At 64.7% G+C, this 26,548-nt stretch carries 30 protein-coding genes; 16 read left to right on the top strand and 14 right to left on the bottom strand.

Features of this window, described 5'->3' with window-relative positions:
* The first annotated feature begins 122 nt into the window (after positions 1-122).
* The 14 genes from ACYCTF_RS10240 (at position 123) to ACYCTF_RS10305 (ending at position 11,682) form a co-directional block, all read left to right on the top strand.
* A complete protein-coding gene (locus ACYCTF_RS10240) occupies positions 123-425 on the top strand; it encodes a hypothetical protein (RefSeq protein ID WP_461282028.1) in 303 nt (100 codons plus the stop codon).
* Positions 425-691, top strand: coding sequence for a hypothetical protein (locus ACYCTF_RS10245; RefSeq protein ID WP_461282027.1), 267 nt, complete (start codon positions 425-427; stop codon positions 689-691). The genes ACYCTF_RS10240 and ACYCTF_RS10245 overlap by 1 nt, the downstream gene beginning before the upstream one ends.
* Positions 682-2,994 (top strand): hypothetical protein, encoded by a 2,313-nt coding sequence (locus ACYCTF_RS10250; RefSeq protein ID WP_461282026.1) that lies wholly within the window; start codon positions 682-684, stop codon positions 2,992-2,994. Before ACYCTF_RS10245 ends, ACYCTF_RS10250 begins: the two co-directional genes overlap by 10 nt.
* Positions 2,991-3,251 carry a hypothetical protein gene (locus tag ACYCTF_RS10255; RefSeq protein ID WP_461282025.1) on the top strand — a complete coding sequence of 87 codons (261 nt, stop codon included), beginning with the start codon at positions 2,991-2,993 and terminating at the stop codon, positions 3,249-3,251. The genes ACYCTF_RS10250 and ACYCTF_RS10255 overlap by 4 nt, the downstream gene beginning before the upstream one ends.
* Positions 3,232-3,618, top strand: a complete 387-nt coding sequence (locus ACYCTF_RS10260) for a hypothetical protein (protein ID WP_461282024.1) — start codon at positions 3,232-3,234, stop codon at positions 3,616-3,618. The genes ACYCTF_RS10255 and ACYCTF_RS10260 overlap by 20 nt, the downstream gene beginning before the upstream one ends.
* Positions 3,611-4,699 (top strand): hypothetical protein, encoded by a 1,089-nt coding sequence (locus tag ACYCTF_RS10265; protein ID WP_461282023.1) that lies wholly within the window; start codon positions 3,611-3,613, stop codon positions 4,697-4,699. The genes ACYCTF_RS10260 and ACYCTF_RS10265 overlap by 8 nt, the downstream gene beginning before the upstream one ends.
* Positions 4,680-5,306 carry a hypothetical protein gene (locus ACYCTF_RS10270; protein WP_461282022.1) on the top strand — a complete coding sequence of 209 codons (627 nt, stop codon included), beginning with the start codon at positions 4,680-4,682 and terminating at the stop codon, positions 5,304-5,306. Before ACYCTF_RS10265 ends, ACYCTF_RS10270 begins: the two co-directional genes overlap by 20 nt.
* A complete protein-coding gene (locus ACYCTF_RS10275; protein ID WP_461282021.1) occupies positions 5,303-6,061 on the top strand; it encodes a hypothetical protein in 759 nt (252 codons plus the stop codon). Before ACYCTF_RS10270 ends, ACYCTF_RS10275 begins: the two co-directional genes overlap by 4 nt.
* Positions 6,055-6,777 carry a TrbI/VirB10 family protein gene (locus tag ACYCTF_RS10280; RefSeq protein ID WP_461282020.1) on the top strand — a complete coding sequence of 241 codons (723 nt, stop codon included), beginning with the start codon at positions 6,055-6,057 and terminating at the stop codon, positions 6,775-6,777. Before ACYCTF_RS10275 ends, ACYCTF_RS10280 begins: the two co-directional genes overlap by 7 nt.
* Positions 6,777-7,331 carry a hypothetical protein gene (locus tag ACYCTF_RS10285; protein WP_461282019.1) on the top strand — a complete coding sequence of 185 codons (555 nt, stop codon included), beginning with the start codon at positions 6,777-6,779 and terminating at the stop codon, positions 7,329-7,331. The genes ACYCTF_RS10280 and ACYCTF_RS10285 overlap by 1 nt, the downstream gene beginning before the upstream one ends.
* On the top strand, positions 7,328-8,746 hold the full coding sequence (locus ACYCTF_RS10290; protein ID WP_461282018.1) for a carboxypeptidase-like regulatory domain-containing protein: 1,419 nt from the start codon (positions 7,328-7,330) through the stop codon (positions 8,744-8,746). Before ACYCTF_RS10285 ends, ACYCTF_RS10290 begins: the two co-directional genes overlap by 4 nt.
* Before the next feature lie 104 nt (positions 8,747-8,850).
* Complete coding sequence (locus ACYCTF_RS10295; RefSeq protein WP_461282017.1) at positions 8,851-10,029, top strand: class-II aminoacyl-tRNA synthetase family protein; 1,179 nt, start codon at positions 8,851-8,853, stop codon at positions 10,027-10,029.
* A 76-nt stretch (positions 10,030-10,105) separates the two neighbouring features.
* Complete coding sequence (locus tag ACYCTF_RS10300; RefSeq protein ID WP_461282016.1) at positions 10,106-11,107, top strand: hypothetical protein; 1,002 nt, start codon at positions 10,106-10,108, stop codon at positions 11,105-11,107.
* Positions 11,108-11,121: 14 nt separating this feature from the next.
* Positions 11,122-11,682, top strand: a complete 561-nt coding sequence (locus ACYCTF_RS10305) for an acyltransferase (protein WP_461284850.1) — start codon at positions 11,122-11,124, stop codon at positions 11,680-11,682.
* 4 nt (positions 11,683-11,686) lie between these two features.
* Here ACYCTF_RS10305 and rpoH read toward each other — a convergent pair whose 3' ends face one another.
* From rpoH to ACYCTF_RS10375, 14 genes are all read right to left on the bottom strand, one after another.
* Positions 11,687-12,556 carry an RNA polymerase sigma factor RpoH gene (gene rpoH / locus ACYCTF_RS10310; protein ID WP_461282014.1) on the bottom strand — a complete coding sequence of 290 codons (870 nt, stop codon included), beginning with the start codon at positions 12,554-12,556 and terminating at the stop codon, positions 11,687-11,689.
* Between the two features lie 106 nt (positions 12,557-12,662).
* Positions 12,663-13,559, bottom strand: a complete 897-nt coding sequence (gene ftsX / locus ACYCTF_RS10315) for a permease-like cell division protein FtsX (protein ID WP_461282013.1) — start codon at positions 13,557-13,559, stop codon at positions 12,663-12,665.
* Complete coding sequence (ftsE, locus tag ACYCTF_RS10320) at positions 13,556-14,215, bottom strand: cell division ATP-binding protein FtsE (RefSeq protein WP_461282012.1); 660 nt, start codon at positions 14,213-14,215, stop codon at positions 13,556-13,558. Before ftsE ends, ftsX begins: the two co-directional genes overlap by 4 nt.
* Positions 14,202-15,176, bottom strand: coding sequence for a signal recognition particle-docking protein FtsY (gene ftsY / locus ACYCTF_RS10325; protein ID WP_461282011.1), 975 nt, complete (start codon positions 15,174-15,176; stop codon positions 14,202-14,204). Before ftsY ends, ftsE begins: the two co-directional genes overlap by 14 nt.
* Positions 15,177-15,182: 6 nt before the next feature.
* A complete protein-coding gene (locus ACYCTF_RS10330; protein WP_461282010.1) occupies positions 15,183-15,437 on the bottom strand; it encodes a YfhL family 4Fe-4S dicluster ferredoxin in 255 nt (84 codons plus the stop codon).
* Positions 15,438-15,766: 329 nt separating this feature from the next.
* A complete protein-coding gene (gene coaD, locus ACYCTF_RS10335; protein WP_461282009.1) occupies positions 15,767-16,249 on the bottom strand; it encodes a pantetheine-phosphate adenylyltransferase in 483 nt (160 codons plus the stop codon).
* A 3-nt stretch (positions 16,250-16,252) separates the two neighbouring features.
* Positions 16,253-16,816: a 16S rRNA (guanine(966)-N(2))-methyltransferase RsmD gene (rsmD, locus tag ACYCTF_RS10340; RefSeq protein ID WP_461282008.1), complete on the bottom strand. Its 564-nt coding sequence runs from the start codon at positions 16,814-16,816 to the stop codon at positions 16,253-16,255.
* Entirely contained in the window at positions 16,803-18,134 is a 1,332-nt protein-coding gene (locus tag ACYCTF_RS10345; protein ID WP_461282007.1) for a chloride channel protein, read from the bottom strand. The genes rsmD and ACYCTF_RS10345 overlap by 14 nt, the downstream gene beginning before the upstream one ends.
* Positions 18,135-18,143: 9 nt before the next feature.
* Entirely contained in the window at positions 18,144-20,072 is a 1,929-nt protein-coding gene (locus tag ACYCTF_RS10350; RefSeq protein WP_461282006.1) for a dynamin family protein, read from the bottom strand.
* 58 nt (positions 20,073-20,130) lie between these two features.
* Positions 20,131-20,949, bottom strand: a complete 819-nt coding sequence (gene mutM / locus ACYCTF_RS10355) for a bifunctional DNA-formamidopyrimidine glycosylase/DNA-(apurinic or apyrimidinic site) lyase (protein ID WP_461284851.1) — start codon at positions 20,947-20,949, stop codon at positions 20,131-20,133.
* Positions 20,933-21,817 (bottom strand): hypothetical protein, encoded by an 885-nt coding sequence (locus tag ACYCTF_RS10360; protein WP_461282004.1) that lies wholly within the window; start codon positions 21,815-21,817, stop codon positions 20,933-20,935. The genes mutM and ACYCTF_RS10360 overlap by 17 nt, the downstream gene beginning before the upstream one ends.
* Entirely contained in the window at positions 21,814-23,142 is a 1,329-nt protein-coding gene (locus ACYCTF_RS10365; RefSeq protein ID WP_461282003.1) for a GldG family protein, read from the bottom strand. Before ACYCTF_RS10365 ends, ACYCTF_RS10360 begins: the two co-directional genes overlap by 4 nt.
* Entirely contained in the window at positions 23,139-23,894 is a 756-nt protein-coding gene (locus ACYCTF_RS10370; RefSeq protein ID WP_461282002.1) for an ABC transporter permease, read from the bottom strand. The genes ACYCTF_RS10365 and ACYCTF_RS10370 overlap by 4 nt, the downstream gene beginning before the upstream one ends.
* Entirely contained in the window at positions 23,891-24,832 is a 942-nt protein-coding gene (locus ACYCTF_RS10375) for an ABC transporter ATP-binding protein (protein ID WP_461282001.1), read from the bottom strand. Before ACYCTF_RS10375 ends, ACYCTF_RS10370 begins: the two co-directional genes overlap by 4 nt.
* Before the next feature lie 224 nt (positions 24,833-25,056).
* On the opposite strand from ACYCTF_RS10375, the gene ACYCTF_RS10380 reads away from it, so the two are divergent.
* Both ACYCTF_RS10380 and ACYCTF_RS10385 read left to right on the top strand, forming a co-directional pair.
* Positions 25,057-26,079, top strand: a complete 1,023-nt coding sequence (locus ACYCTF_RS10380; protein ID WP_461284852.1) for a CDP-6-deoxy-delta-3,4-glucoseen reductase — start codon at positions 25,057-25,059, stop codon at positions 26,077-26,079.
* Positions 26,076-26,548: cation diffusion facilitator family transporter (locus tag ACYCTF_RS10385; RefSeq protein WP_461284853.1), on the top strand; the 473-nt coding region annotated here is incomplete at its 3' end. The genes ACYCTF_RS10380 and ACYCTF_RS10385, both read left to right, overlap by 4 nt.

The following is a 26,548-nucleotide window of genomic DNA, read 5'->3' on the forward strand; positions in this document are numbered from 1 at the left end:
TCTAAACGCAAAGCCTGTCAAGGCGCCGCCACCAACGCGCCCCAGGCCTAACCCCTCCATTTACCGAATAGCGCCAGCGACTCGCACGACGTATCGTGCCTGCCATCAACGGAGGCACGGCAATGAAAATATGGATACCACTCCTCCTATGCGCGGAAAGCCCGGCGGCCATGGCCATCATGCGCTTGCCGGGATACGCGCAAGGATCGGATCTACGTATAACGATTGAGGAACGAGCGCATGCCATCACGGACGTCATAGCGCTTATCGTCAGTATTCTCGCGATCATAGGCATCTTGATAGGCGCTGGATATTTCGCGATCGGACAGGCCGAGCGGGGCAAGAGTTACGTTGTAGGCAGCGTCCTGGGGCTCGTCCTTGCGGCGAGCGCCTACGGGATTGCCGCCTTGGTGGTTGGGGCGTGATGGCTTTCAACAAGCGCCTCGCGCCGCCGCGCATCCTAGGGCTTCCTCTAGGCGCGGCCATAGCGGGCCTCGTGACCCTGACGGGGGCGTTGGTCTCGGTGGTCTTGCCGGGCCTCGCGGGATCGGTCGCGGTGATGGCGGCGATCGGGGCGCTCCCTTTTGGGATCGCCGCCGCGCTGGTTGGTGATGACGTGACATTTGCCCGCGTCTATTGGCTATCGAGACGGGAACGGCGGATCGCGGCACGGGAGGGATTATGGCTTTAGGCGCACGACGTTATTGCGACGTCTATACGTGGTCGCATGGTTTAAGTGAGAGCGTGGTCGCGCACGGCGACGGGGCCGCCTCGCTTGCGATCCTTTGGGACGGGCTCGATGGCGAGTTCGAGGATCGCGCGGGCCGCAATCGCGAATGGGCCACGATAGAGAGGGTTCTCGACCGTCTGCCGGAGCAGTACTGGTTGGAGTTCCATTTGTGGCGCGAGAGGCGCCCCGATGCGGCGCGTGCCTATCGGGCGCATTACGAAGAGGCAACGCGCAAGAGCCCGTTCGCAGGCGCCATGCGTTCGGCCATAGCCGACCATTTGGCCCCCTATTTCCTGGTGAATGTCGTAGCGCTCATAGTCGGGCGCCTGCCCCGGATGGAGGCTGGCGTACGCCGCGCCTTAAACGGCCAGGCGCGGCGCGCGGGGGAGCTCGAGGCGCTGGGGGCGGAGCTCGCCGCTCTTTTACCGGGTGGCCGGATCGCTACGGTTCACGAATACGCGGCCCTTGTGCAGCGCAGCTACGATTTGGGCCCGCCGCTTGCGGCCTTCGATCCCTGGTTGTCGCTCGCCGAGCAACTGGTGGTGGTACCACCAAAGCCCCAAAAACGCGCCTTGGATGTGGATGGACGGTTGGTGCGCATGCACTACCTCCACCTCTATCCGGAGGTCGATCCCGCATGGATCCTGCCCACCGTGTCGGGCCCCATCAGCTTGCACGTCTCCCAAGTCGTCATGCCCGCTGCCACCGAGCGGGCACTACGCGCTTCCGAGCGCGCCGACAGGCTCGCGCAGGGCGGCCTTGCCAGCAAGGGTCGAGAGCGGCAACTGGCGGCCCTCAAGGAAATGCAGGGTTTTCGTATGGAGGTGGCCGAGAATGACTGGCGTGTGCACCGCAACGCCTACATGGTCTGCGCGGAAATAGAGGGCGTGCCGACCGCTCCTCTGAGCCGTCTCGTCGAAAGTTTACAGGGTAAGGGCGGACGCGTACGCGACGACGACTTCGTGCAGCTGCCGTTTTTCCGGGTCTCCCAGCCTGGGCAGGGGTACCAGGCGCCTATCTGGCGGCCGGACCATGCGGCTTTGATCGCGGCCATGGCCCCGACGCAGGTCTTCCGCACGGGTTGCGTTAAGCCTGAGTCCTTGCGCCTAGGGCTCGCCTCCCAGCCGCTCCACTTCGATTACAGCCATCAAGTCGTGGCGCATGGCTTCACGGTTGCGATGACGGGCGCGGGCAAAGGCGTGGACAAGGTCGCGACCATGGTCGAGACCTACCCTTTTGGTGTGGACTGGTATGTCCTGGAGATCGGCTCGACATACCGCTGGGCGGTAGAGGCGCTCGGCGGCCGTTATACGAAAATAGACCCGGGCACAGCCGCCGTTAACCCCCTGCCACCGCGGAGCGCAGCAGCGGGAGGGCTCGACCCGCTGCTCGCCTCCGGCACGATGAATATCCTGGCCTTCATCCTAACCGACGGCCGGACGCTTCTCGACTTTCACGAGCAGGCGGCGGGCGCCGCGGCCCTTACGCGTCTTTATGGCATAGAGTCACCCACGGATCCTGGGTTGTCCGATCTTCTGGTATCCCTCGAAGGGTTGACCGATGTGAGCCCGGAACAAAGGCGCGCGGCGCAGGTCATGGGGGCCAATCTGCACAGCTTTCTCGAAACCCCCGAGGGCCGGATATTCGCCGGCCCGGACAACGTCCAGCTGAGCCCTGGCATATGTGGCGTTGATCTCCGGGATGTGGATAGGGCGAGCCCAAAATTGCTTACTTTCTATCTCGTGTTCCTCTGTCTGCGCTTCCTGAATCTGGCTTTTGCCAACCGGAATCAGGCCCGCGTCCTGCTCGACGAAATCCACCGATTCGTGGCCCACGCGCCCGGGGTCTTGTCGCGTCTCGTGTCCGAAATCGCGCGCATGGGGCGCAAGGAGGCGGCGGCCATCGATATCGTCACGCAGGGGCTCGCCGAGATCGATCTTATGGAAAAGGAGATCGTGAACTCGATGCCGCTTAGGTCTCTGCTCTATCGCAATGATGGCTGGGAGGAAATCGCCGCTCGCATCGGGATGCCGGAGCCGGCTCTGGAACTCTGGAAGCGCCTGCCATTTCCCTTAAATCTTCCCTGGCGGCCGGCGATTCGATCCGTGGGGCCTCAGTATTACGGTTTGCGATTGACCTTCCCGCGTGCCCTGCTCGCCTTGGCCGATACCACCCCGGAGGGGCTGGCGCGCAAGGAGCGGCTGGGTGCGGAGGTGTCCGATCCGCTCGCGCGCCTGGCTCGGTATCTGGAGGAGGAGTCATGAGAAGGCTTGGTGTGGGACTTGTTTTGTGGGTGGTCGCGACAGTGCCTGCGTGGGCCTTCCTTGGTGTGGGCGACGTGACGTTCGATCCGCCGGTCCACGCGGAGCTCGTCAGTCTCCTCGATCAGACCCTGGCGATCTATCGCACGGCCGTGCGCGAGGTGCGCAGGCTGCAGGCGGTGCAGTCGACGTTGCCGCGAGGCAAACCGCGACGCGCGCGCCATCGCCAACGGGGACCTCGTGCGTTACGAAGAGCGTAGCCTGCCCCACGGCCTGCCCCACGGTCTGAAGGCCTTGCTCGCGCGCACCGGAGCGGCGGCGCATAACGCGAACGATTACGGTGGGTATCTGCGCCAACAAGCACATCGTTTTGGGCGGCTTGCGAGGCTGCGCTGGTTGAGGCGCGGGGTGCGGCATGATGCGCGGCTTTCGGCTACGAGCCTCGGTATCCGCACGAGCGGCGAGGTCACCGCCCGCTCGACTGCGACACTTGCGGGCCTAGCCGCCGCCCGCGCGCGTTCGCGCGAACGTCGGGCCATACGCCGCGCCGCCGAACGCCGCAACGCAAGCCACCTCCCCCGCGAGGCGGCCTCCTTGTATCGAGCCTTTGGGACGAGCCATGAATAGCGCATCGCTTGTGGTCCACCTTTTGGCTTATCTGGCGCCCGGCAGCGTTTATCGCGCCGCCGCCCCGGTGGCGGATGTCTTGATGCGCACAGTGACGCCGTCGCTGTTTGTGATCGCCTTGTATACGCGGCTTCTCGAGGCGCAGATGGATTCCGTGTCGGGGTTCGGACAGCTCACCCGCGTGGTCCGCGACATCGTCGTGTGGGGCTTCGTTCTGGTCGCCTACTTTGCGTTAGGCAACCTGCTGATCCATTACTTGAATGCCTTGTACGCGACCATGGGCCGCATCGGGTCTTTGCAACTGGTAGCCAAGCAGATGGCGGCCTTGCTCGACATTGCCGCTAAAGGCCCAAGCGGCGTGTGGGGCACCATAAAAGAGATCAACGCCTTGCCGCTGCGTTTTGCGACAGTCCTCATCTACTACGCGACGCTTGTCATGACCACGTTTCTCGAGGCCTTGCTGCGTATTGCCCAGGCGATAGGTTATGAGTTCGCCTTTCTTTATGGACTGGTCGCCATACCGCTTGCGCTCAGCAGGACGTTCTCCCTTGTGCGTGGTTTCGCGAAGCTCATGGGGTTCTTCATCCTCTGGCCTGTCGTGCAGGCGCTCTTGTTGGCCGTGTTCTCACCGCTTTTTACGCATGCCGTGGCCGACCTCCAAGGCCTGCTTGGGCCGGCCGCCTACATGACCGTGTACGCGCATATGCTTTTTACCATTCTGAACATGATTTTGTGCGCCGTGTTGCTCGCCGCTCCTTACATCACGGCAGGCCTCATCGAAAACGCGGGTACCGCCCAGCCTTTGCTCGCCCCCTATCTGGCGGGTCTTTCTTCGGTCGGCGCGACGCTTGCTTTGGGTGTCGGGCATGGAAGCGCGCGGGCTGTCGATTACTACTTATACGGTCGGGAGGAGGACGCCCTCTCAGTGCCTCCGCGCCCCATGCCCGAGTTGCATGTGCCGCGGGACCCGAACTTCATCCCGAGCGGCATGGACGGAGGCGCTGTGCGTACGAACTACCTAAAGCCGCAATACGATGGGCCACCCAGGAATGATCAATCTGATGACTTTTCCCGACGCTAAGGCATGGGGCCGTCACGGTCCCCAGGGACTCTTGATGCAGCGCCTAGCCCGTTATGCGCTCCTCGGTTGGGCGCTGTTCGCCTGCGCCGCCGCCGCATTCGTGGTGCTTGCGGTGGCAGTCGTGTGGCGCACGCCGCCCATAGTCGCCGTCGACCGCTCGGGCGCCATTCTCGGACGCATGCAGTGGCTGGGCGCTGTTCATCGATCGCGTCGCGAGGTCATAGCGGCGTCCATGCGTTTTCTGCGCGACTATTTGAGCGCGAACGCCACGACCGTGGTCCCGGACTATATCGAGGCTCTGGACATGATGGCGCCCGCACTCAGAAGCGCGACCGTGGCTGCACTTCGCAAGACTGCCTATCTCGCGCGGATCCGTGCGGCGCGTATGCGTTCCTGGATCAGCTTTGCCAAGGGTCATGATCGCCCGCGCGTGGTGCGCAAGGGCGCGCGGGAATTCCTGGTGCATATGCAGGGAACCCTCCATGTCGTTTTGCCGAGCGGCCGACGTTACCGCGAGCACTTCGCTTACCTGTTGACCGAGACCGCCGTAGCGCGTCGTCCTCACGATACCGCGGGCTTGCGCATCGAAGGAATCAACCCCCTATGACTGCCCATCTCTCTGCTGTTTTGCGGCCACTTGCGCCCCACGCCCGCGTGGTGACTTTGCGGCCCTACCGTGCGCTTTCGGCCACGATCGTGCCCGATCTCGGGCTGCGGCTCGTGTTCCCAAGCGGCGCCCAAGGGGTCCGCTTTGCGATCACAAACCCGGTGTTCTCCGCGGCGAGACTCGGTCGACGCGCCATTTTGATTACGGTGGCGCGTGGCCTTACGCGGCGCTACTGCGGCAACGCGTACATGGATTGGAACGGGTTCTTTGTGTCCTTGCTCGTTTGTACGAGCGCTCGCGGGCGACGCTACACGAGCGACATCCTTTTTCGCCGTCCAAAGGCCTCCACGCCTCCCGTCACGCCACGTCCTACGCCGCCTTCGGCCTGGGCTATAGCCATGGCTTACGCGGCCTTCGGGCCCGTCCCGCAAGTCGCGATCCGCAAGCGTGTGGTCTTGAAGCAGGGCACAAGGGTTGCGGTGTTGCGCGTACGGCGTATGTGGCTCTTGCCAGGCCGGGCGATCCTCGGGTTTGCGCTCTCGCGAAGTGGTGGGCGGCCGGAAGCCCTGGACAGCGCGGTCCTCTACCGGGGTCGCAGCCAATGGCGGCAAGTTCCAACAACGCTCACCTGTGTCACGAGTGCCGCCGCAGGGGGTGTGGCCTGCGCGCTCGCGCTTGCGCGGCCCAAGGGTCCCGTGAGGCGCTGGCACCTGGTCGTCATGACAGGCCTTGGGCCCGCGCGACTGTCATGGTGATCGCGACCATGCCCGCGCCGACTGTCATCGTGCAGCGCCTCATAGGCGAGCGGCCGGCGCCGCCGTCTGTGTTTCATCGCCTGCTGGCGCTGACCGCGGGCCGAGCGCGGCCGCCGCGACGGCGCGTGCCTGCGAGGCGCCCGCCTACGGTAGCGCCGTTTGCCGTAGCCCCAGCGCATGGTCGGCCGGTCATATTGCCCGATGCGCCGCATGACCTAGGCATCCGCGCGGGCACATGGATCGAGGTCGCGCTGCGCCGTGGCGTCACCGACGTCGATTCGACGCTCGTCGTTTTACATGTGGAGTCGCCAGTGCGGGGGCTGTGGGGCGTTTTGCCTACAGGTACGCGGCTTTTGGGGCGGGTGGAGGGGCGTGCTTTGGGGCGCATCCGCATTGCCGTAAGCCAGGCGATCACGCCGCGCGGTCGGCATGTGCCCCTCGACGCTGCGGCCTTTGGGGCGGATCGGGACCCGGGCCTGCCGGCCTATGTCGTGGGGGGGCGCCGCGAGACGGTCCTCGCCGCCTTCGTCTCATCGGTCGTGGAGGGTGTCGACGCGCTGATGGGATCGGCCGCGGCGCAGGGTTCGGCGCAGGCGGCGGCGCTCGGGCAGGTGGGTACGAACACTCTGAATGCGGCGGCCTTCGGGCGCGCGCCACGCCGGATCCTCTATGCCCCGGCGCAACAAGCTTACGTCCAAACACAAAAGGAGTCGTGATGAACACATGGATGAGAATAGGCTGGCTCGCCGTGGTCTTAGGCCTTCCGGTCTCCTGCGGCGCGTGGCGCCTGTCTGTGGGTGGCGGTCTCCTGGCGGGCCTCGTGTCAGCGTCGTCGCCGACCGGTACGGCCCTTGGGTGGCAGTTTGCAGGTCAATGGACGCGCGAGGGCTATGTGGGGCAGCGGTGGCTGGTCGATTTGACGGCAGGCCAATTTGCGACGCGGCCGGGATCCAGTGGCTTGCTGGAGCGGGGACGCGAGTTGGGCGGGCTGGTCTTGTGGGAGCGCCGGATCCCATTCAGTTACGCATTCCGCCCTTGGCTCGGGATAGGCGCGGGGGTCACGCGCTACCGCTTCGATGATCGTCTGCGTTTGAACGGCGATGGCTATGCGGTCGGCACCTACCCTGACAGTTCAGAAAGCGATTGGGATATCGGCATTGGTGCGAGTATCCCCATTAATCGCTCGTGGTCCATAGGGGTCACGGCGCAAACCGGGTTCCCGACACGCATATCGACGTTCGGTGTGACCGTTCTCTGGAGGCTATTTTGAACAAGACAAACCATGCTCTCTTGATTGCTGTTGCGGGCCTTGCCTTGAACGGATGTCGCTTGGGTAACCCGGCGTCGCCCACCGCTTTACCCTCGGGTCTGATCGAGGGCTATGTGGTGAGCGGCGGTCCGGTGGCGGGCGCATCGGTCACCATTACCGGCCCGCAAGGGGCGTTGGGCGCTACGCGCACGGATGACAGCGGTCGCTTTGCGCTCGACGTCCAAAGCCTTGACGCGACGCTCAAGGTCGCAGTAAGCGGTGGCTCCTATATTGGGGCAGGCGGCACTACTGTGACCTCCGGCGTGTTGCGCGGCGTCTTCCCCTACCAAAACGGGCAAGGCGTCCAGGTCGCGGTCGATCCCCTGACCACGGCAATGGCCGCCTATGACGACTATCTCGGAGGCCAGGGCATCGATGCCGCGACCGCCGCGGCGCGCGCACGGGCCGCCTTCGTTAATTGGCTCGGCTTCGACCCCACGACCACGCTGCCCGTTTTGCCGGGAGACGCGGGCGCCGCCACTGCCCTCGGGGCCGGGCTACGCTATGGGCTTGTGCTCGCCGCATTCACACGCCTTGCGCGCGCGAATGCCGCTACGACCGCGTCCGCTACCGCAGTCATGGCAGACGATGTCGGCTACGACGGGGTGTTGAACGGCATAGGGGCCAACGGACCCCTGAAGCTCGGCACCCTGCCTTTGTCGACATCCATGTATCGCCAGGGAATCGCCGAGGCCTTTCTGCAGAGTGCGGCCGCTGCCGCACCGGCATCGGCCGATGCGCTTCCGGGGCCCAACGCCGCGGCCCTCATCGCCTATGCAAAGATGCTTGGACAATCGAGCTCACCCCTATTCGGGGCTGGGTCCGCGCCAACCTTCCCCGCAGGGGGCCTCTCCTTGTCGCTTGCGCCTTGGCCTGCCTGGACGCGGGGGTCGGTGACGATAAGCGGATCCACGATTGACCCCTATGGCTTGCCTGTCGCGGTCACGATCGCCATCGATCACAAGCCCTACCAGACTCTGACGGCGGCGCCTACCTTCGCGTTTGTGATCAATACGGATGCGCTTGCCGACGGCACTCACGACCTGTCGGTGAGTGCCAACGATGCGGCGGGCGAAAGTTCGTCCTACGATGGACCGCTTGACGTCGACAATACGCCGCCGCTGGCCTGTCTGTCCGTGATTCAGCCCACTCTAGGAGGTGTCCTGCTCGCCGGGAGCTGGCAGGATCTTTCCGGGGTGACTGCGGCGACTGCCGATGGGGCTACGCTTTCCGTCGGATCGAGTGGTAGCTGGCAGGGCGAGGTGCCGACGCCCTTGCCATCGTCATCAACTGTCACTTTCATAGATGCTGCCGGCAACGAACGGGACTATTCGTGGATATTGGATGGCCAGACTAATCCCGCGCCTTGCCCATGACTGAAGGCCGCGTCTGATTGACGAGCCCTGATCACTCCGGTAGCGTCATTGCCATGCCCGACACGGACGTCGGGTCGCAGTCCCAATTCAAGGATGAATCCGCTATGGAAACTCTTGCGATTCCGTTGCCCGCCCATCTTCCACCGGACGTGTGCACGGAGATATCCAAGCGAGCGTGCTACTGCGACACCTCTATCCTGAAGTCCCGTTACCGGCAGGACGCGAACTGCCTTGAGATCGACCTGCAAGGTCCTAGTGCGAGCGGTGATGTCGCGGCCAAGCTCGAACACTTGATCGGAAGGATGCAGATCGAGCGCCTTGCGGTGACGCCCCGAGTCCTGCGCGACCGCACGCGTGACTTACAGTGCTTTGTGCCGACGGCTTACGAGCAGCTTGTAGCCCGCGGTGATGTATGGACATCTGGGTCGGGGGTGGTGGGCCGCGGCGGCGCATTCATGCGGCTTCTCGGCCGGCTGGACACCGCCATCGAACGCCTCGCCGTGCGCGAGTTTCAGGCGGCCCCTCAATCCTATAACTCGCTCGTGCCAAGCGATTGGTTGAGGCGCGCGGGCTACTTCAGCTCGTTTCCCCATTCCGTCACCTTCGCAGTCCATCTGAGGGAGGACTTCGAGGCGATAGAACGTTTCGGGAAGCGCCATGGCCAAGGCGAGAATCCCACGTTCGAGGATGTAAGCGAGATTGCCCCCCCAGAGCATTGTCTGTCGCCTGCCGTGTGTTACCACACCTATGGCGCGCTCATGGGGCATCGTCTCTCCGCGGGGGCGGTTTCGGCCTACACCGGGCACGGGCGATGCTTCCGGTATGAGTCGAAGAATCTCAGGGGCCTGGATCGGCTGTGGGAGTTTTCGATGCGCGAGATTGTATGGCTTGGCGACCGCGAGGCGGTGCTCGGCGCGCGCGAGACGGCCATAAATGCCGCATGGAGGCTCGTCGGTCTCCTCGACCTGTCGGCGCGCCTTGAGACGGCCTGCGACCCATTTTTCGCGGGCGATTTCCCGTCCCTGCGTTTCTTTCAGCTCGCCAACGATCTGAAGTATGAGTTGCAGGTGGACGTAGCACCTGGCACCTCGATTGCGTGCGCATCCTTTAATTATCACGAGCGGTTTTTCGGAACCCGATTCGATATCACAAGCGCTCATGGCGAGGCCGCCCACACGGGGTGCGCGGCCTTCGGGCTCGAGCGCTTGTTGTACGCGTGTTATTGCCAGCACGGGCTTGAGCGTGCCCAGGAATTGGTCGAGAGCGCGGCCAGTCGTCTCTAGGCCGCGTTTCTATCGTCGTCATAAGTTGTCTTTCTTGATAGGAGGGGTCGGGCGTGAGCCTGCCTCGGCAACAGCCATGAATATTCAGCCTATAGAGTTTTTCGACGAAGTGGTGAATCCCGATCTCGATGAGGTAAGCGCGCTCATGCGCGCGAACTGGACTCCCCCATGCTGGGTCTATGAACGGGATCTGTTGGCCATGCATATCATGAGGCCCACGGCAGACCCGGCCATGGCGGTGGGTCTACGGGCAAAGAGCGGCGAACTTGCGTCTTATCTGGCGTTCGTGCCGATGCACCTGCGGATCCACGGCCGGATCTACAAGGCCGTATTCGCAAGCTTTTTTACTGTTTCCGGCAATTTCCGGCGCCATCGTCTCAGTGATCGCCAGCAGGGCCTCATGGTGGACCGCGCGCGCGACCGCGGCTACGAGGTCTACACCGCCATCACCGTCGCCGGAACACCCGCCAATCAGACGGTGGCGCGGGCGTTCGGGGCGCGCGGGCTTGCGGTGCGGGCCGCGTACAACTTTCGCTACCTCGCGGGGGCGGGAGACATCGTGGCAACCCGTCTTGGGCTGAGCGATACGGGTCATGTACGACGTTATGCGCCAAGCGACGAGGGCGCGGGGTTTGTGCTGCTGTCGGCGGCTGCCGCCCGTGCGCCGCTCGCCCATGTGGTGGAACGCGAGGACGTCGACTTCATTCTGCGTGGCCGACCGCGGGTCAAGACCTACGTCTACGAGAGCGATGGCCGCGTCACGGGGCTCATGAGCGTCTCCTTGCTCCCGGTATTGTCGGGGCGGGTGGGACTGAACGCGTATGTAGAGGCACTAGCGCTCGGGCGCCTGGAGCCTGAGGCGCGCACGGCCTTCGTCGATACGGTGCTGCGTTTGGTGCTTGCGGAGGGCGCGCAGGCGGTCATGGTGCCGGATACGGGCTGTAGTGATCTGGAGGCCTTCAGGCGTCTCGGTTTCCGCGCTGCCCCGCGCAAGCTTCGGCTCCTGCTGGCGCCTTTGCGGGCCGATGTGACCGACCTGCCGGAGGCCGTGGACGGGTTCTGTCTCGACGTGTTCTGACTATGGCCCATGGTTTGAAGCGAATCTTGCGGGCGCTGCTCGCGGGACTCGGGACCACCATCGCCTTGCCAGCCTTGGCCATCGCCGCCTGGGGCCGGTCGGACGAGGGCTTCGTCTGGGGCGGCCAGGCCGTCGCCCTGGTGCCAGGGGCCGTGGGCGATGCCGCGCGTGCGGCCTTCTACGGCCGCACGCTCGCGCTCTTCGAGCCTGGCGCCACGATCCACTTCGGCAGTTATTTCTCGAAGCGCGGCGCGCGGGTCTCTGCTGGTGCCGGGATCGGGGCTTATTGCATCATAGGCTTGGCGGATTTAGGTCCCCGGGTGCGGATCGCAAGTCGCGTGTCCATCACTTCGGGTCTCCACTACCACGGGAGCGCCGCCCGGGGTCTCGGGGGTCAGGACGTGGTCGAGCGCGTGACTATCGGCGCCAACACCTGGATTGGAGAGGCGGCGGTCATCGGCGCCGATGTGGGCGCCAACTGCATCGTCGGCATGGGTTCGGTGGTCGTGCAGCCGGTTCCGGACGGCGCCACGGTCATGGGCAATCCGGCGCGACGCATCCCGTCGGCGGCGTGACCGGTCAGGCGGGCTCGGGGGGCAGTAAGAGGCCTTTCATGGTATCAAGCGCCTTTTTCTCGATCTGGCGGATGCGTTCGGCGGACACCCCATATTCTTGCGCCAACTCGTGCAAGGTCGGTTTCTTGTTCGCGAGCCAGCGCCTGCGGATGATGTCCTGGCTGCGTCCATCCAGGGCCACGAGCGCATTTTGCAGGCTATCCTGCTGCGAGCTTTCGGTATCGGCCCGAGTCAGCAGGTTCTCCGGGTTGTAGCGCATGTCCTGGAGGTAACCTGCCGGTGACGAGCGGAATTCGTCCTCATCGCCCTCATCTTGTGCATCGAAGGGCACGTCCGCGCTCGCCATGCGCGATTCCATTTCCTTGACGGTCTCGGTTGGTACATCGAGGTTCGTCGCCAAGTTCGAGATCTCGCTCTCGTTCATCCAGCCGATGCGGGCGCGTGACTGCCGGAGGTTGAAAAATAGCTTGCGTTGGGCCTTGGTCGTGGCGACCTTGACGATGCGCCAGTTGCGCAGGATGTAGTCGTAGATTTCGGCGCGTATCCAGTGGATCGCGAACGACACCAAGCGCACGCCATGCGCCGGATCGAAGTGCTTGACGGCCTTCATGAGGCCGATGTTGCCCTCTTGGATAAGATCGGCCTGCGGCAGGCCGTATCCCGCAAAGGCGCGGGCGACGCGAATGACGTAACGGAGCTGGGACAGCACGAGTTGCCGAGCCGCCTCGAGATTATCGTGCTCGCGATACTCGATCGCCAGCTGCCGTTCCTGTTCGGCATCCAGTACGGGCGCGGCGTTGGCGAGACGCATGTAATGCGAGAGCCCGCCTTCTGCGGCTATATTGACGGCGACTGGTAAGGTTTGTGTAGTCATTTTACGACCCCCTCTCGACTGTCCCTATCGACCAGGACGAATTTTAGCATTCTCGCGGTGAGAGTGCTAATCCTCGTGAAAAGTTCCGGTGGCGGGCGGCCTGGTCTCAGGCCTCGCCTCGGCGCAGCGCCCGGGCGACTGCGATGCGCGCCCCAAGCCAGCCGAGCGAGGCACCCAGAACCAGCAGCCCCAAGGCCTGCTCGAGACCTAGGCCGGTCAGACGGTAGTGGGCCCCGTAGGCGCGATTCAGGGCCGCCACCGGCCCGTCCAGCGCGATTAGACCAATCTCAAGGACCAGGAGCGCACATAGGGCCCCCAAGCCCCCGGTCAACGCGCCGATATAGAGGAAGGGACGCCGGATAAAGGCATTGGTTCCCCCGACCAAGCGAACGACCGAGATTTCAGCGCCGCGGCTTGCCACCGTCGCACGGGTCGTGTTGGCGAGGATCAGGACGAGGGCCAGGCCTAGGAGCGTGGCGAGGATGGTAACGAGCCGCCGCCCGAGGGCCAGTGCGGCATCTAGGCGCTCGACCCATACCAGGTTCGATTGGACGTGCGCGACACCGGGCAGGGTCTTCAGCTGGGCGGCCAAGAGCGCGACCGAGCGGGGTCCAGGCCGCGCGGGGGCGACGATGACGACGCCCGGCAGGGGATTGTGTTGGCCGAAAAGGCCCATGCCCCCAAGTCCCGACGCCGTCTTGAACTCCCGCAGGCCCTGGGCGGGCGAGATATAGCGCGCCGTGGCCACCCCTGGGATGCGGCGGATGGCGGCCACCACCTCGCTGTCTGCGCCGCCCTTCTTCAAATAGACTGAGAGCGAGCCGTGGGGCTGCCACCCCTGGCTCAGCCTTTGCAAGTTCAGGAGCCCGACGTAGAGGCCGGTCGGCAAGGCCAGGGTCAAGCCGATCAAGATCACGGTCATCAAGGTAGGCGCAGGGCTGCGCGTAAACTCGCCGAGGGTTCTCATGAAGACCTGCGCGTGACGGGTGAAGTAGGCCTTCATGCCGCCCCCAGCATATGTCCGGCACCCAGACGGATCACCCGCTTTTTCAGGCGTTCGATCTGCCGGAGGTCATGGGTGGCGATCAGGACCGTGACACCGTGGTCGTTGAATTCGCGGAACAGGTCGATGATGTCGTCGGACAAGGCCGCATCCAGATTGCCGGTCGGTTCGTCGGCGATGAGCAGCGGTGGACGGTGCACGAGCGCGCGGGCAATGCCCACGCGTTGCTGCTCACCACCGGACAGGGCAAGCGGAAAGCCGCGTTCCCGGCCCCTGAGCCCCACCTTGTCCAGGGCCGCAAGCACGCGTTTTCGGACCTCATCTCCCGTCATGCCCGCCACTACGAGTGGCAAGGCCACGTTGTCGAAGATCGTGCGCTCGTTCAAGAGGCGGTTATCCTGGAAGACCACGCCGATCTCGCGTCGAAAGTAGGGCAGCCGCCGCGCCGGCAGTCGCCCGAGCTCATGCCCGTTGACCGTGATCTGGCCGCGCGTGGGGCGCTCGAGCAGGCAGATGAGTTTCAGTACGGTGCTCTTGCCGGCCCCCGAGGGTCCGGTCAGGAAGGCCATCTCGCCTTTCGCGAGGGTAAATCCGACATCGCTCAAGGCCTCCGTTCCCAGCGGATAGCGTTTAAAGACGTGCTTAAGCTCGATCACTGAGGAGTTCCGCTGGTAGGACTGCGTCGACGAAGGAGCGCGCGTCAAAGGGGCGCAGGTCGTCCACGGATTCGCCCACCCCCACGAAATAGATCGGCAGCCCGAAGCGTTTAGCGAGCGCGAACACGACGCCGCCTTTGGCGGTCCCGTCGAGTTTGGTGACGCAGAGGCCTGTGACCCCTACGGCCTTGTGGAATTGCTCGACTTGCGTCACGGCGTTCTGGCCTATGCCTCCATCCAGGGTCAGGATGACCTGATGGGGGGCGAGCGCATCCAGGCGTCCTAGCGTGCGCTTGATCTTTGCGAGCTCGTCCATCAGTCCCGTCTGCGTGTGCAGGCGTCCGGCACTATCAATGAGTAACACGTCCACGCCCCGCGCCCGTGCTGCTTGCAGGGCGTCGTGGGCGACCGCCGCGCTGTCTGCGCCGCGCGGCTGGCTGATCATCGCCACGTCCGCGCGTTTGGCCCATTCCCCGAGCTGTTCGATGGCCGCGGCCCGGAAGGTGTCGCCGGCCGCAAGCAGCACCGAGCGGCCCTCGCTCCGCAGTCGCGCCGCGAGTTTGCCGATGGTGGTGGTCTTGCCGGCGCCGTTTACGCCGATCATGAGCACGACCTCAGGCTTGTGGGCGGCAGGCCAGGGTTTTTCGCAGGGTTGCACGATCTCGTAGAGGATTGTGCGCAAGGCGCCATAGACGGCGTCGGCGTCACCGAGCTCCTTGCGGGATATCCGGCGGGTGATGTCGTTCATGACCGCCGTGGCCGTATCGACCCCGAGGTCGGCCGTGATGAGCGCCGTCTCCAGGTCCTCAAGCAGTGCCGCGTCCAGGGCGCGCTTGCGCCTCAACAGGTCGCCTACGTTGTCGCTTAAGGCTCGCCTTGTGGCGGCGAGGCGTTCGCCGAGGCGGGCGAAGACGCCCGGTTTCTCGCTCTTGTCGCCCGACGTCTTACGAAAGAGCGCCATCGGCAATCAGCCGGTCTTGCGGGTCAGTGCTAGGTACTTTTCGTACAGGGACTCTTTGTTTTCCACCCGATCGGGATTCTTGGGGATGCAGTCGACCGGACAGACCTCCACACATTGCGGAGTGTCATAGTGACCCACGCACTCCGTGCATGAGTTCGGATCGATGCGATAAATCTCTTCGCCCGGGGAGATCGCCCCGTTCGGGCACTCCGGTTCGCAGACGTCGCAGTTGATGCAGTCGTCGGTGATCATCAAGGCCATGGCAGCCCTCCTCAATAGGGGAGCAAGTCTACCAAAACTTGCGCCGCAGCGCTCCGTCTGTAAGCGCGTGACGGTTGCGGCCGGCAATGCCAGCCATGCCCCCACGAATCGGGGGTTGTCCACGGCCGGCATTGAGTCACGCTCATGGCTCAACGCGGCGCTGGCATTCCTGCTTCATCAGGGGTGGCCACGGGATATGGCGAACCCTGCTGAATCGCAAAGTCACCTATCGTCTGTCGAGGTGGGGGCGGTGTCAGATCGCGGGGCCACAGGGTGGCTGTGTCGAGGCGCGAGACTCAGGCCACACGTTGTCATGTGGCGGGAGCAGTTCATCGCAACGCCGCCGTCAATGCAGCCTTCACGGCCGGATGGACGAATGGCCCCACATCGCCACCTAAGGCCGCGATTTCTTTGACGAAGGAGGACGATAGCGCCCCGTCGGGTTCGGCCGCCGGCAGGAATAGGGTCTCGATCGTGGGGTCGAGTCGACGGTTCATGCCCGCCATTTGAAACTCGTATTCGAAGTCTGAGAGTGCGCGTAGTCCGCGCACGATGACCTGTGCCTTGTGGTGATGGATGAAGTCCATGAGCAGGGTGCCGAAGCCGACGACGACCACCCCCGACACCCCATCGAGGGCTTGTTCGGCGAGCGCCACTCGCTCAGCGAGCGTAAAGAGGGGCGCCTTGCGGGCGTTGGCCGCCACCCCCACGATCACGCGCGGAAAGAGCGCCGCCGCGCGCTTGACGATGTCGGCATGGCCGTTAGTGAAGGGGTCGAATGTCCCCGGATAGACGACAACGGTCACGGACAATCCTCACGATGCGGGCGCCGCCAGACCGAAGGCCACATTGCCGGCCCGACTGCGCCTGTGCCATTGCAGGTCGGGCGGCAGTTCGAAGCCGTCCGCCGCCGCGCTTTCGATATAGACGAGACCCGTTCGCACGAGGATGCGCCGCGCGCGAATTATGGTCAAGGCATCGACCAGGAGTCCGGCCGCGAAGGGCGGGTCGAGGAATATGACATCAAACGCCGCCGCTTCCTGGGCGGCCAGGAATTCGAGCGCACCCGACGCCACCACCTTGGCCTCGCAGCCAAGTCTCGCGCGGTTTTCCCGCAACGCTGTGACTACCGCTGAGTTGGTGTCCACCAGGGTCGAGCTTGCCGCCCCCCGCGACAAGGCCTCGAAACCGAGCGCCCCGGAGCCCGCGAACAGGTCGAGGCATCGGGCCCCGGCAAGTCGGGGGCCGAGCCAGTTGAAGAGCGTCTCGCGTACGCGGTCGGGCGTGGGCCTAAGGCCTGGTTCCGGGGGGAAGGCCAGCAGGCGCCCGCGCCAGTGTCCGGCGATGAGGCGCACGCGCGCGCCCTTAGGCGAGGCCATCGTAATCTTTGGCCGCGACCGTCTCGTCCTCCGTGCGCGCCAAGAACCGCGCGGCGAGCCCCTGATAGATCGCTTCCCGACACAGTTGCCGGGAGACCAGGGTGGCGATGAGGGCGGCGGCCATGAGCGGAAACAGCATAGCGTTGTTGGCGGTCATCTCCATGACGATCACGAAGGCGGTGATGGGCGTCTGTACGACCCCACTTAGATAGCTCACCATGCCCAGGATGACTGCCGCCTGCAGCGGGGCCTCGGGGAAAAACCGGCCGATGTCGGCCCCAAAGCCCGCGCCGGTCGCGAGCGCCGGGGCAAAGAGCCCGCCGGGGATGCCGCTCAGGTAAGAGACGAGGCTCGCCAGCCATTTGGTGAGCGGAAAGGTCCAGGGCAGATGGGCGCTGCCCACGACCAGCGCCCGCGCCTGCGGGTAACCGGTGCCGAAGGAGCTGCCATGCGAGAGCGTTCCCAGGACCGCGATCAAGAGACCGGCGGCCAGGGCCATGCGATAGGGGTAGCGCGCGAGCGTCTCGCGTAGGCGCAGACTGAGGTCGAGCACAAGCCGACTGAAAAGGCCGCCGGCAAGGCCGCCGGCGATACCACAGGCTGGCACCAGCAACCACTGGCGTGGTGCGAGCGCCGCCTGTGTTACGCCAAAATAGGTGTAGTTGCCCTCGACGGCCACGGCCGTAAGCCCGGCGATCAGGATGGTAATGATGATGGTGCCGGTGGCGTGTTCCTCGAAGCCACGCGCGAGCTCCTCGATCGCGAACATGATGCCGGCGATGGGGGTGTTGAAGGCCGCGGCGATACCAGCGGCGCCGCCGGCCATGATGAGTGCGCGTTCGAATCCGGGGCGCTTGATGCCGGCCAGGCGTCCGGCGGCGGCGGTCAATGAGGCGCCGACATGGACGGTCGGACCTTCGCGTCCGATCGAGGCCCCGGAGAACAGCCCGAGGGTCGTGAGCAGGATTTTGCCGATCGCGATGCGTACCGACAGCAGTCGTGAGGGCGAGTCCCCGCTCCGTTGCGACAGTGCGGCGATGACCTGCGGTATGCCACTCCCTTGGGCCCCGGGAAAGAAGCGGCGCGTGAGCCACAAGGACAGAATGATGCCGCCCGGGCTTACCAGGAACGGCGCCCAGGGCCAGCGCTGGTAGAGCGCGAGGAAGCGTGTGTTCGCCGCGTTGCCCATTTCCGTGAGGGCCGCGGCCGAGAGGCCGACGAGCACCGCGCTCCCCCAGAAGACGAGGCGTGGGGTCCAGTGACGTCTGCCTGCGAGTCGGCGCAACCGGCGCGTCGGGCGCCAGGGGCTTCGTTGCACGACGGCCCCCTACGGGGCCGCGCTCAGCTGGGCGCGGATCTGGCGGAACGCGGTGTGCGCCGCCCGGTGCTGGTCGCTGATCTCCTCTAACACTTGCTTCAGTTCGGCCATGCGCGCCTCGAGGGTGTCGCTCGCCTGGTGGATGCGTTTGATGCTCTCGAGCCTGCGCCGCAGCTGCGCCTGATGCTCGCGCACCTGAGACTCCATCGGTGCCATCATGTCGCGCAGCCAATCGTCGGCATCGCGATTGGCGCTCACGTAGATGGCGCGGACCTTGCTGACTGCCGATTCGAAGAAGCCGCGCACGACCGCCTTTTGTTCGGTCATGATGAGCGATAGGCCGCGCATGAATTGCTCGTGTTTTTCCTGCAGGCGCTTGATCTCGCGCGTGTAACGCATCACCGAGAAGGCCGCCGGCTTGATATTGGCAAGTCCGTGCTCCTCCTGGAATTTGCGGTACACCCCATCCATTAAGGTCTTGATCTGCTGGCTGTCCGCGGCTGCCTCATCCATGCGCGAGCGCGCGTATCCGAAAAACGTCTGCATGGCCGTCTTCAGTCCCGCGGTCGTAAGGCAGGTCTGCATGTTCTTCTTGGTCTCGGCGATCAAGGTATCGAGTTGCCGCAGGCTGATCTTGGCGTATAGGGCGGCACTTTGTTGCGCGAAGATCGTGCGCGTGGCGTGGAAGCGCTGCATGCTGCGGTCGAAGTCGGTCTTGTCGGCGCGTACCTTGGTCATCATGTGCTCGATGACGTCCATGTTCTTGCCGTTTAAGCCGCTCAGCTCTCCCCAGTGTTCACGTAGGCCCTGGAGCCTTTGACCGATCACTCGTTCCACGCTGGCCTCGACTTCGTCGAAATCGCGGCCCACGGTCTGGGCGACGAGACCGCCCTTGCCCGGCAGGAGCTCTTCAGCGAGCGCCCGTTCGAGCGCCCCTATGCCGCTGCGCTCCTCGAGGTCTCGATCGCCGCGGACCTTGCCGGCCAGTGCCTTTTGCGCGGAGACCGGGTAGACGCGTTCTGCGGCGACATCTAGGTAACGCGCGGTCTCGTTCACTTGGCGCGCGATCTCGCGCTCCAGCTCACCGGTCTTTTTCAGGTCGTCCCACAGCCCGTCGACCTTATTCAAGACCACGAGACGGCCCTTATGGCTGCCGGCCACGTGGTCCCGCCAGACCGAGATCTCCGATTGCGTCACGCCGGTGTCGGCGGCGAGCACGAACAGGATGGCATGGGCGTTCGGCAGGGTATTCAGCGTGAGTTCCGGCTCCGCGCCCAGGGCGTTCAGTCCCGGGGTGTCCAGTATCACGAGCCCATCGGCGAGCAGGGGGTGCGGAAAATTGATGAGCGCGTAGCGCCAGCGCGGAATCTCGACCTCACCCTCGGCGTCTACAGCGGCCCCGGTCTTGGCGATATCATCGGTGACCGTGAGCCCGAGGGCGCGGGCCTCCTCGGCCGGCACATGCTTGATCTCGGCGATATGGGCCAGGGCGGCGGCCATGGCCTCCGGGTCGTCCACGTCGAGGGCTATGGTTTGCCATTCATCGCCGAAGCCCTTGAACTCGGCGACCGTGGCGCCGTTACGGCGTGTTTCTATCGGCAGGAGCTTGATGCAGGCCGGCTTGTCAGCCTCGTAAAAGAGCTCGGTCGGACACATGGTGGTGCGCCCCGCACTGGATGGCAGGATGCGCCGCCCTTGGCCCGCGAAGAAGATGGCGTTGATAAGTTCGGACTTGCCGCGTGAAAACTCCGCCACGAAGGCGAGATACAGGCGGTCATCACGCAGCGCAGTCTGCATGCGCTCCAGGTGGGCGTCGCTCTGCGGCTGACTCAGACTATTCTCGGCAAGCCATGTTCGCAAATCGGACAGCGTCTGCGCCAAATCCCGCCGCCATAGCCCGTAGGCCTCGAAGCGCTGCTCGATCGCTGTCTGCGTCATACCCTTTTGCTCCCCGACACCTGACCCCTGCTCCCGCCAAGTATAGGCCATGCGGCCACTAGCGTTGGCACTTGGGACAATAATAGCCGCTGCGCCCGCCTCCGGAAAGCCGCGCGATGGGGGTCGTGCAACGTGGGCACGGCCGACCTTCGCGGCCATAGACCCGCAGTTGTAGCTGGAAGTACCCCGGCCGCCCGTCGCTCCCGGCAAAGTCCTTCAAGGTCGTGCCACCGGCCTCTACGGCACGTGACAGGACTGCGATCACGGCCTGCGCCAGGGCTTCATAGCGATCGGCGCCTATGCGTCCGGCGGCCCGCCCCGGGTGGATGCCGGCCTCGAACAGCGCTTCATTGGCGTAGATGTTGCCAATCCCGGCCACGATATGGCCGTTCAACAGCAGGTCGCGGATGGCAATGGTGCGGCCGCGCGAGCGCGCGCGCAGATAGGCCCCATCGAATCCTGGCTCCAGGGGTTCGGGGCCGAGTGGGGCGATGAGCGGGTGGCGGAGTGGGTCCTCGCTAAAAAGGAGCGCCCCGAAGCGCCGGGGGTCACGCATGCGCACCGCCATGGCAGATGCGCCCGCGAGCACGAGATCGAAGGGCTCGGAGGGTCCGGGGGCTAGCCCCGGGGCCACGACCCTGAGGCTGCCTGACATGCCGAGGTGCACGATGAGGGCACCCTTGTCGAGGGAGACGATCAGGTATTTGCCGCGCCGCGTGAGGTCTGTGACCACGCGACCGCGCAATCGCACGGCCAGATCGGCCGGGATCGGCCAGCGCAGGCGCGGTTCCCGGACGATCAGGTCGGCGATGGTGGCGCCGCGCATCCAGGGGATCAGTCCGCGACGGGTGGTCTCGACTTCAGGGAGTTCCGGCATGGGCGGCTAGGGCGAGCAGACGCTGGCCGACTTCCTGCGGGAAGTGGTACTCAAGCCCCTGGTCGGGCCGGAGCAGCACGAGTTCGGGTTGTTTGGCGAGGATGTCGATGACAAGCGCGTGTCTGGCCGCGACCTTTTTTGGGCCCCGTTCGTTGTAATGGATCACGATGCGCCCGATCGGCGGGGTTCCGTGATAGCGCGTGACCGCCAGCGCTCGGGCATAGCGCCAAGCGTCCACGAAGGCGTTGATGCGGTCGTTCGAGACGCGCGCGGGGGTGGGCGTGGCCTGCCAGATGCCGCGGTGGCGGATGACGGAGAGCTGCGGCAGGGTGAAGGCCACGGGGTGTATGCGGTCCCCAAGCAGCTTGGTGCTCAAAAAGCTGTCGGTCGTGAGCCGGCGCGGATGGATGCTCTCGGCCGATACGAGCGTGATCGAGTGCCCTATGAGGATGTAGCGAAGGTCCCCGAAGGGGCGACGGCGTCCCACCAGGATGCGTTCGTGGTTCAGGCTCACCACCGCCCGGGGCGGCGCCAGGCCGAAGGCGGTGAGCGAGCCCTTGGGGATCGCAAAATGATCACGCGGCTTGGCCGCCACGATGTCCGTCAGGGCCTCGACTCGGAAGCGGTCGGCGCGTGCCTTGAACGGGCGCAGCAGATGCCAGCTCGTCCCGTCACGCCGCAGCCGTATGATCGGCCGACCCGGACGTGCGATTGTGATGTCGGTTATGGTTGCGCCGCGCACGGGCGCGAGCCGCGCCGGTGGTGCAGGCGGCGGGGCCGTGGGCTTATTGTGCCACAAGACCCATGCCAGGACCGCCGCCACCAGCAGCAAGGCGCCGTTTATGAGTCCACGTCTTGCGAGGCTCATAGTCTGCGCCTTCGCCACCACACGCGCAGCGCGCCCGCGAGCAGCAGGATAGGCAAGCCGAGCAGGAAGCCATAGGCGATGAGCTCCTCCTCGCCGCCTGTGAGGGAGAGCGTGAGATCCGGCGAGGCCCGATTCGGGAGATTGATGAAGGCATCGTCGTGCGCAAGCCAGTTCGCGAGATTCATGGCGAGCGCGAGGTTGCCGCCCTCCCCGATATAACTATTGGCGACGAAGTCACTGTCGCCGGCAATCACCACCCGCTGCTGGCTACCTTTGAAGGGACGCTCCAACGCCGCGCCGATCGTAAGCACCGTCGGATTCGTGCCGGCCGGTGGCTCCACCAGCCCCGCGAGCGGCTGTGTCTGCGTCCAGGCGTCGTTCCCGGTGGAAAGGATGGGCACGGGTTTAAGCCCATGGACGGGTGTCAGGGCAAGTGCGGCGGCCGTCGGAAACACCGTCACGAGGCGCATGCCGCGCACAGGCCCAAGCGCTGGATAGTGGCTTATGGTAATGAAATCGGGGCTCGCGCTTGTGAGCAGGCTCGAGGTGGGGTCGACCGCGAAGCCCTTGCGGAATCGTACGCCGAGCCGCGCAAGCACCGGGGCAAGACCGTCCGTATGGCCCGGCTCCAGCATGACCAACAGGTTGCCGCCGTTTTTCACGAAGCCTTCGAGCGCATGGACCTCCCCTGGCAGGAAGGGCACGCGGGGGTCGGCGATGACAAGCACGCCCGCTTTGTGGGGGAAGGGTTGGCTCGCGCCGGGATTGAAGGCGCCAACCGTGAAGCCGCGCGCACGTAATTGGCGGGCCCACGACGAGAGGCCAAGCCCCGAGCCGTCTTGCGGTCCGCGCTCCTGATTGCCTGTCAGGAAAGTGAGGTGGCGGATGCCCGTGCGTTCGAGACGCGCGAGCTCGTTTGTCACGCCGATCTCGGAGGGACTGGCGACTAGCGCGCGCCGTTTCCCATAACGGATCTCAAGTTCACCGTTGAAGCCGATGTTGAGGCGCCGCACGCGCGCCGGATGCTTGTTGGGATTCACGAAGGCGAGATGGATCGCGGGATCCACTCGCTGGTATTTGGCGATGAGCGCGCGCACGGATTGGCGGACCGCCGCGCCATGCGCGAAGGCCACGATTTGTACGGGGCCGCGCAAGGCCCGGACCACATGGATGCTGGGCTCACTCAAACTATTGCGGCCGGTGGCGGACCAATCAGATACGAAGGGAAAGCGCGCCGCCGCGTACAAGCCGAGGCCCGCCACCGTAAGCCAGAGCACGACGAACAAGCCCCGTCCGCCGATTGTCGTGATCCGTTCGCGATTCATCGCGTCGCCAGCCGGTCGGCCTCGAGCCTGCGCACGCTAAAGAGCAGGCAGGTCGCCGTGAGGACCACGTAATAGGCGACGTTCGATGTATCGAAGAGGCCGCGCAAGAAGGGCTCGTAATGGTTCACGATCGACAAGTAGGCGACTATGGCGCCACCGGCGCCGCGTCCGTGCCCAGCGTAGTCGACGATCCAGAGAAAGAATACGACTCCGAAGGTCCCCATGGCCGCTACCGCCGGGTAGCGGGTCAGGCTCGACATGAAAAGCCCGATGGCAGCGAGGCTCGAGGCGAGCAAGACAAGTCCCAGGACGCCGCAGGCGAATGTGCCCCAATCGAGGCGTCCGCCTATCAGCAAGGACAGCGGCATGGCCAGGCTCATGAGGATAATGAGGGCGTAGAAGCCCAGAATGCCGAGGTATTTGCCGAGCACGAGTTCGGTGAGCGACACGGGCGAGGAATAGAGCAGCGTCAAGGTCTTGTTGTGGCGCTCGTCGGCGATGAGGCGCATGGTGGCAAGCGGCGTGATGAGTAAAAGGAGGACGCCGGTATTGCCGAGCAGCGGGGCCGCCACCAGGCTCGTGAGCCCGGGCGCATTCGGGAGCGTCGTAAGCCGCCCCTGGATCATGAGAAACAGGTTGACGTGGCCTAGGAAGAGGCGCGCGAGGATGACCTGCGCGACCCCCAATATGATGAAGGCCAGCGGCGACAAAAAAAGCGCCCGCCATTCACGCCACGCGATCGCCCGGATCACGCGACCTCCGGTGATTCGCCTGTCAATTCGGCGAAGATGGATTCGAGCGAGGAGTGCTCGGGATTGATCTCTCTGAGCCCCCAGTCCCGCTCGAGGGCGAGACGCACGATCCCGTCGGTGGGGTCGGCGCCGGGGTCGTGGAAGATGCGCAGCCGTCGCTCGTCTTCGACCATCACGGACCGTACGAGCGGTAGCGCTTGGATGGCGCCGACGTCCGGGGCCTTCCGGAACACGGCTACGAGCACCTGCGATTCCATGCGCGCCATCAGTGCGTCTATCCCCTCATTCAATACAAGCTTGCCCTTATGGATGATCTGCACGCGGTCGCAGCTCGCCTGCACCTCGGGGAGGATGTGCGTCGAGAGGATCACGGCGCGATCTTGGCCAAGTTCGCGGATGAGCGTGCGGATTTCGCGAATCTGATTGGGATCCAGGCCCACGGTCGGCTCGTCGAGAATGACCACGTCCGGTTCGTGAATAATGGCCTGCGCAAGACCCACGCGCTGCTGGAAACCCTTTGACAGGTTGGCTGTCAGTCTCCCCCCCACGATGCTCAATCCGCACCGCGCCTTGGCGCGTTCGCGCGCCGCGCGCCGGCCCTTACGCGGGATGCGCCGCAGGGCGGCGGCGTAGTCGAGATACTCGTCGACCGTGAATTCTCGGTACAGGGGCGGGTATTCGGGCAGGTAACCCAGACGCGCCTTGGCCTTCTCGGGAGAGGTGCGCATGTCGAAGCCGCTCACCAAGACGCGCCCCGCGGATGGCGCGAGGTTGCCGCTCAACATTTGCATGGTGGTGGTCTTGCCGGCGCCGTTGGGTCCGAGAAATCCCAGCACCTCGCCACGGCGTATAACGAAGCTCATGTCTGACACCGCCGCATTCGGACCGTAGAAGCGGCTGACCGCGTCGGTCTCGACGAGGACCTCGGGATTGCTCATGATCTCGCCTGGGCCCCGCTCTTCATAGCCGGCATTAAAGGCCGGGGGCGACTTTTTGTCAACGGCACCTAGTGCGGCGCGTGGGCGCGTCGCGGGATGGCGCGCACGGATTCGCGCCGCGGTCGTCGACACGCATCACCTTGTGCGCTGCACCCTTTCGCCCATGCGCGCTTTTAGGGACAATAGCGTCTTTCAGTCTTCGCCACCCAAAGGGGTCGTCAGCCGTGAAAGTCCGAATCGAGCCTAGCGGTCACGAGTTTGAGACCGCCCCAGGAGAGACATTGCTCGAGGCCGCGTTGCGCGAAGGCTTCCACCTCCCCTACAGTTGTCGCAATGGCGCGTGCGGGACTTGCAAGGGGCGCATCGTATCGGGGGATGTGCGTCACGAGCCCTACGAGGCAAAGGCCCTGAGCGAGGCTGAGAAGGCCGCGGGGATGGCGCTCTTTTGTCGGGCGGTGCCTGAGGGCTCGGTGGTCGTCGAGGCGCGTGAGATCGGGGTGGCCCGGGACATCGTCATAAAGACCATGCCATGCCGCGTGGTGCGCATGGAGAAACTCGCCCCCGATGTGATGCGGCTTTTTCTAAAGCTTCCGCAAAACGAGCGGCTGCTGTTTCTGGCCGGCCAATACATCGATATCCTTTTGAAGGACGGGCGGCGCCGGGGTTTTTCCATTGCCAATGCGCCGAGTGCCGACGAATTCCTCGAGCTTCATATTCGTCACGTCCCGGGCGGTTTGTTTTCGGGGCATGTCTTCGGCGCCATGCAGGAGCGCGCGCTCCTGCGCTTCGAGGGGCCGCTTGGCACATTCTTCCTGCGCGAGGACACCGAGAAGCCCGTGATCCTCATGGCGGCGGGTACAGGTTTCGCCCCGATCAAGGCCATCGTCGAGCAGACCTTGACCACCGATTCCGAAAGACCGCTCTATCTTTATTGGGGCGGCCGAACGCGTGCCGATCTCTATCTCCATGATCTCGCGCTCGACTGGGCGGCGCGGTACCCGCGTATCCGCTATACCGCTGTGCTTTCGCGGCCGACCCCTGAGGACCACTGGGAGGGTCGCACGGGCTATGTGCAAGACGCGATCGCGGCCGACTGGCCGGACCTGTCTGGTTTTGAGGTGTATGGAAGCGGTCCGCCGCGCATGATCGAGGCGGCCAAAGGGGCGCTGGCGCAAAAGGGCCTGCCTGCGGATGCCTTTTACTACGACGCCTTCGAGCACGCCAAGGACCCGGTGCTGCTACCATGAGCGGGAACCACGCACACTCGGGACACGGGCGCCACCACGAGTCCCATGATCACCACGAGGGGCATGGGGCCCACGCCGAGGGTCGCGGCCTGTGGGTGTCGCTTGGACTCACCGCAGTCTTTGCGTTCGTCGAGGCTGGCACCGGACTTCTTGCCCACTCACTCGCGCTTTTGAGCGACGCTGGGCATATGTTGTCGGATACGCTGGCGCTTGCCTTGTCGCTCTTCGCCGTCTGGATGGGTCGCAGGCCACCCTCGGCGCGTCACTCCTACGGGTTCGTGCGTACCGAGATCATCGTTGCCTTCATCAATGGCCTGGTCTTACTCGCCGTGGTGACTGCGATCGTGATCGAGGCCGTGCGTCGCCTCCAGGAGCCCGAGCCCGTGGCCGGCGGGGCAGTCATGGTCGTGGCGGCGCTTGGCATCCTCATGAATGGCGGCGTGGTGTATGCCCTGAGTCGCGAGCGCCA

The sequence above is a fragment of the Acidiferrobacter sp. genome, from assembly GCF_054609335.1.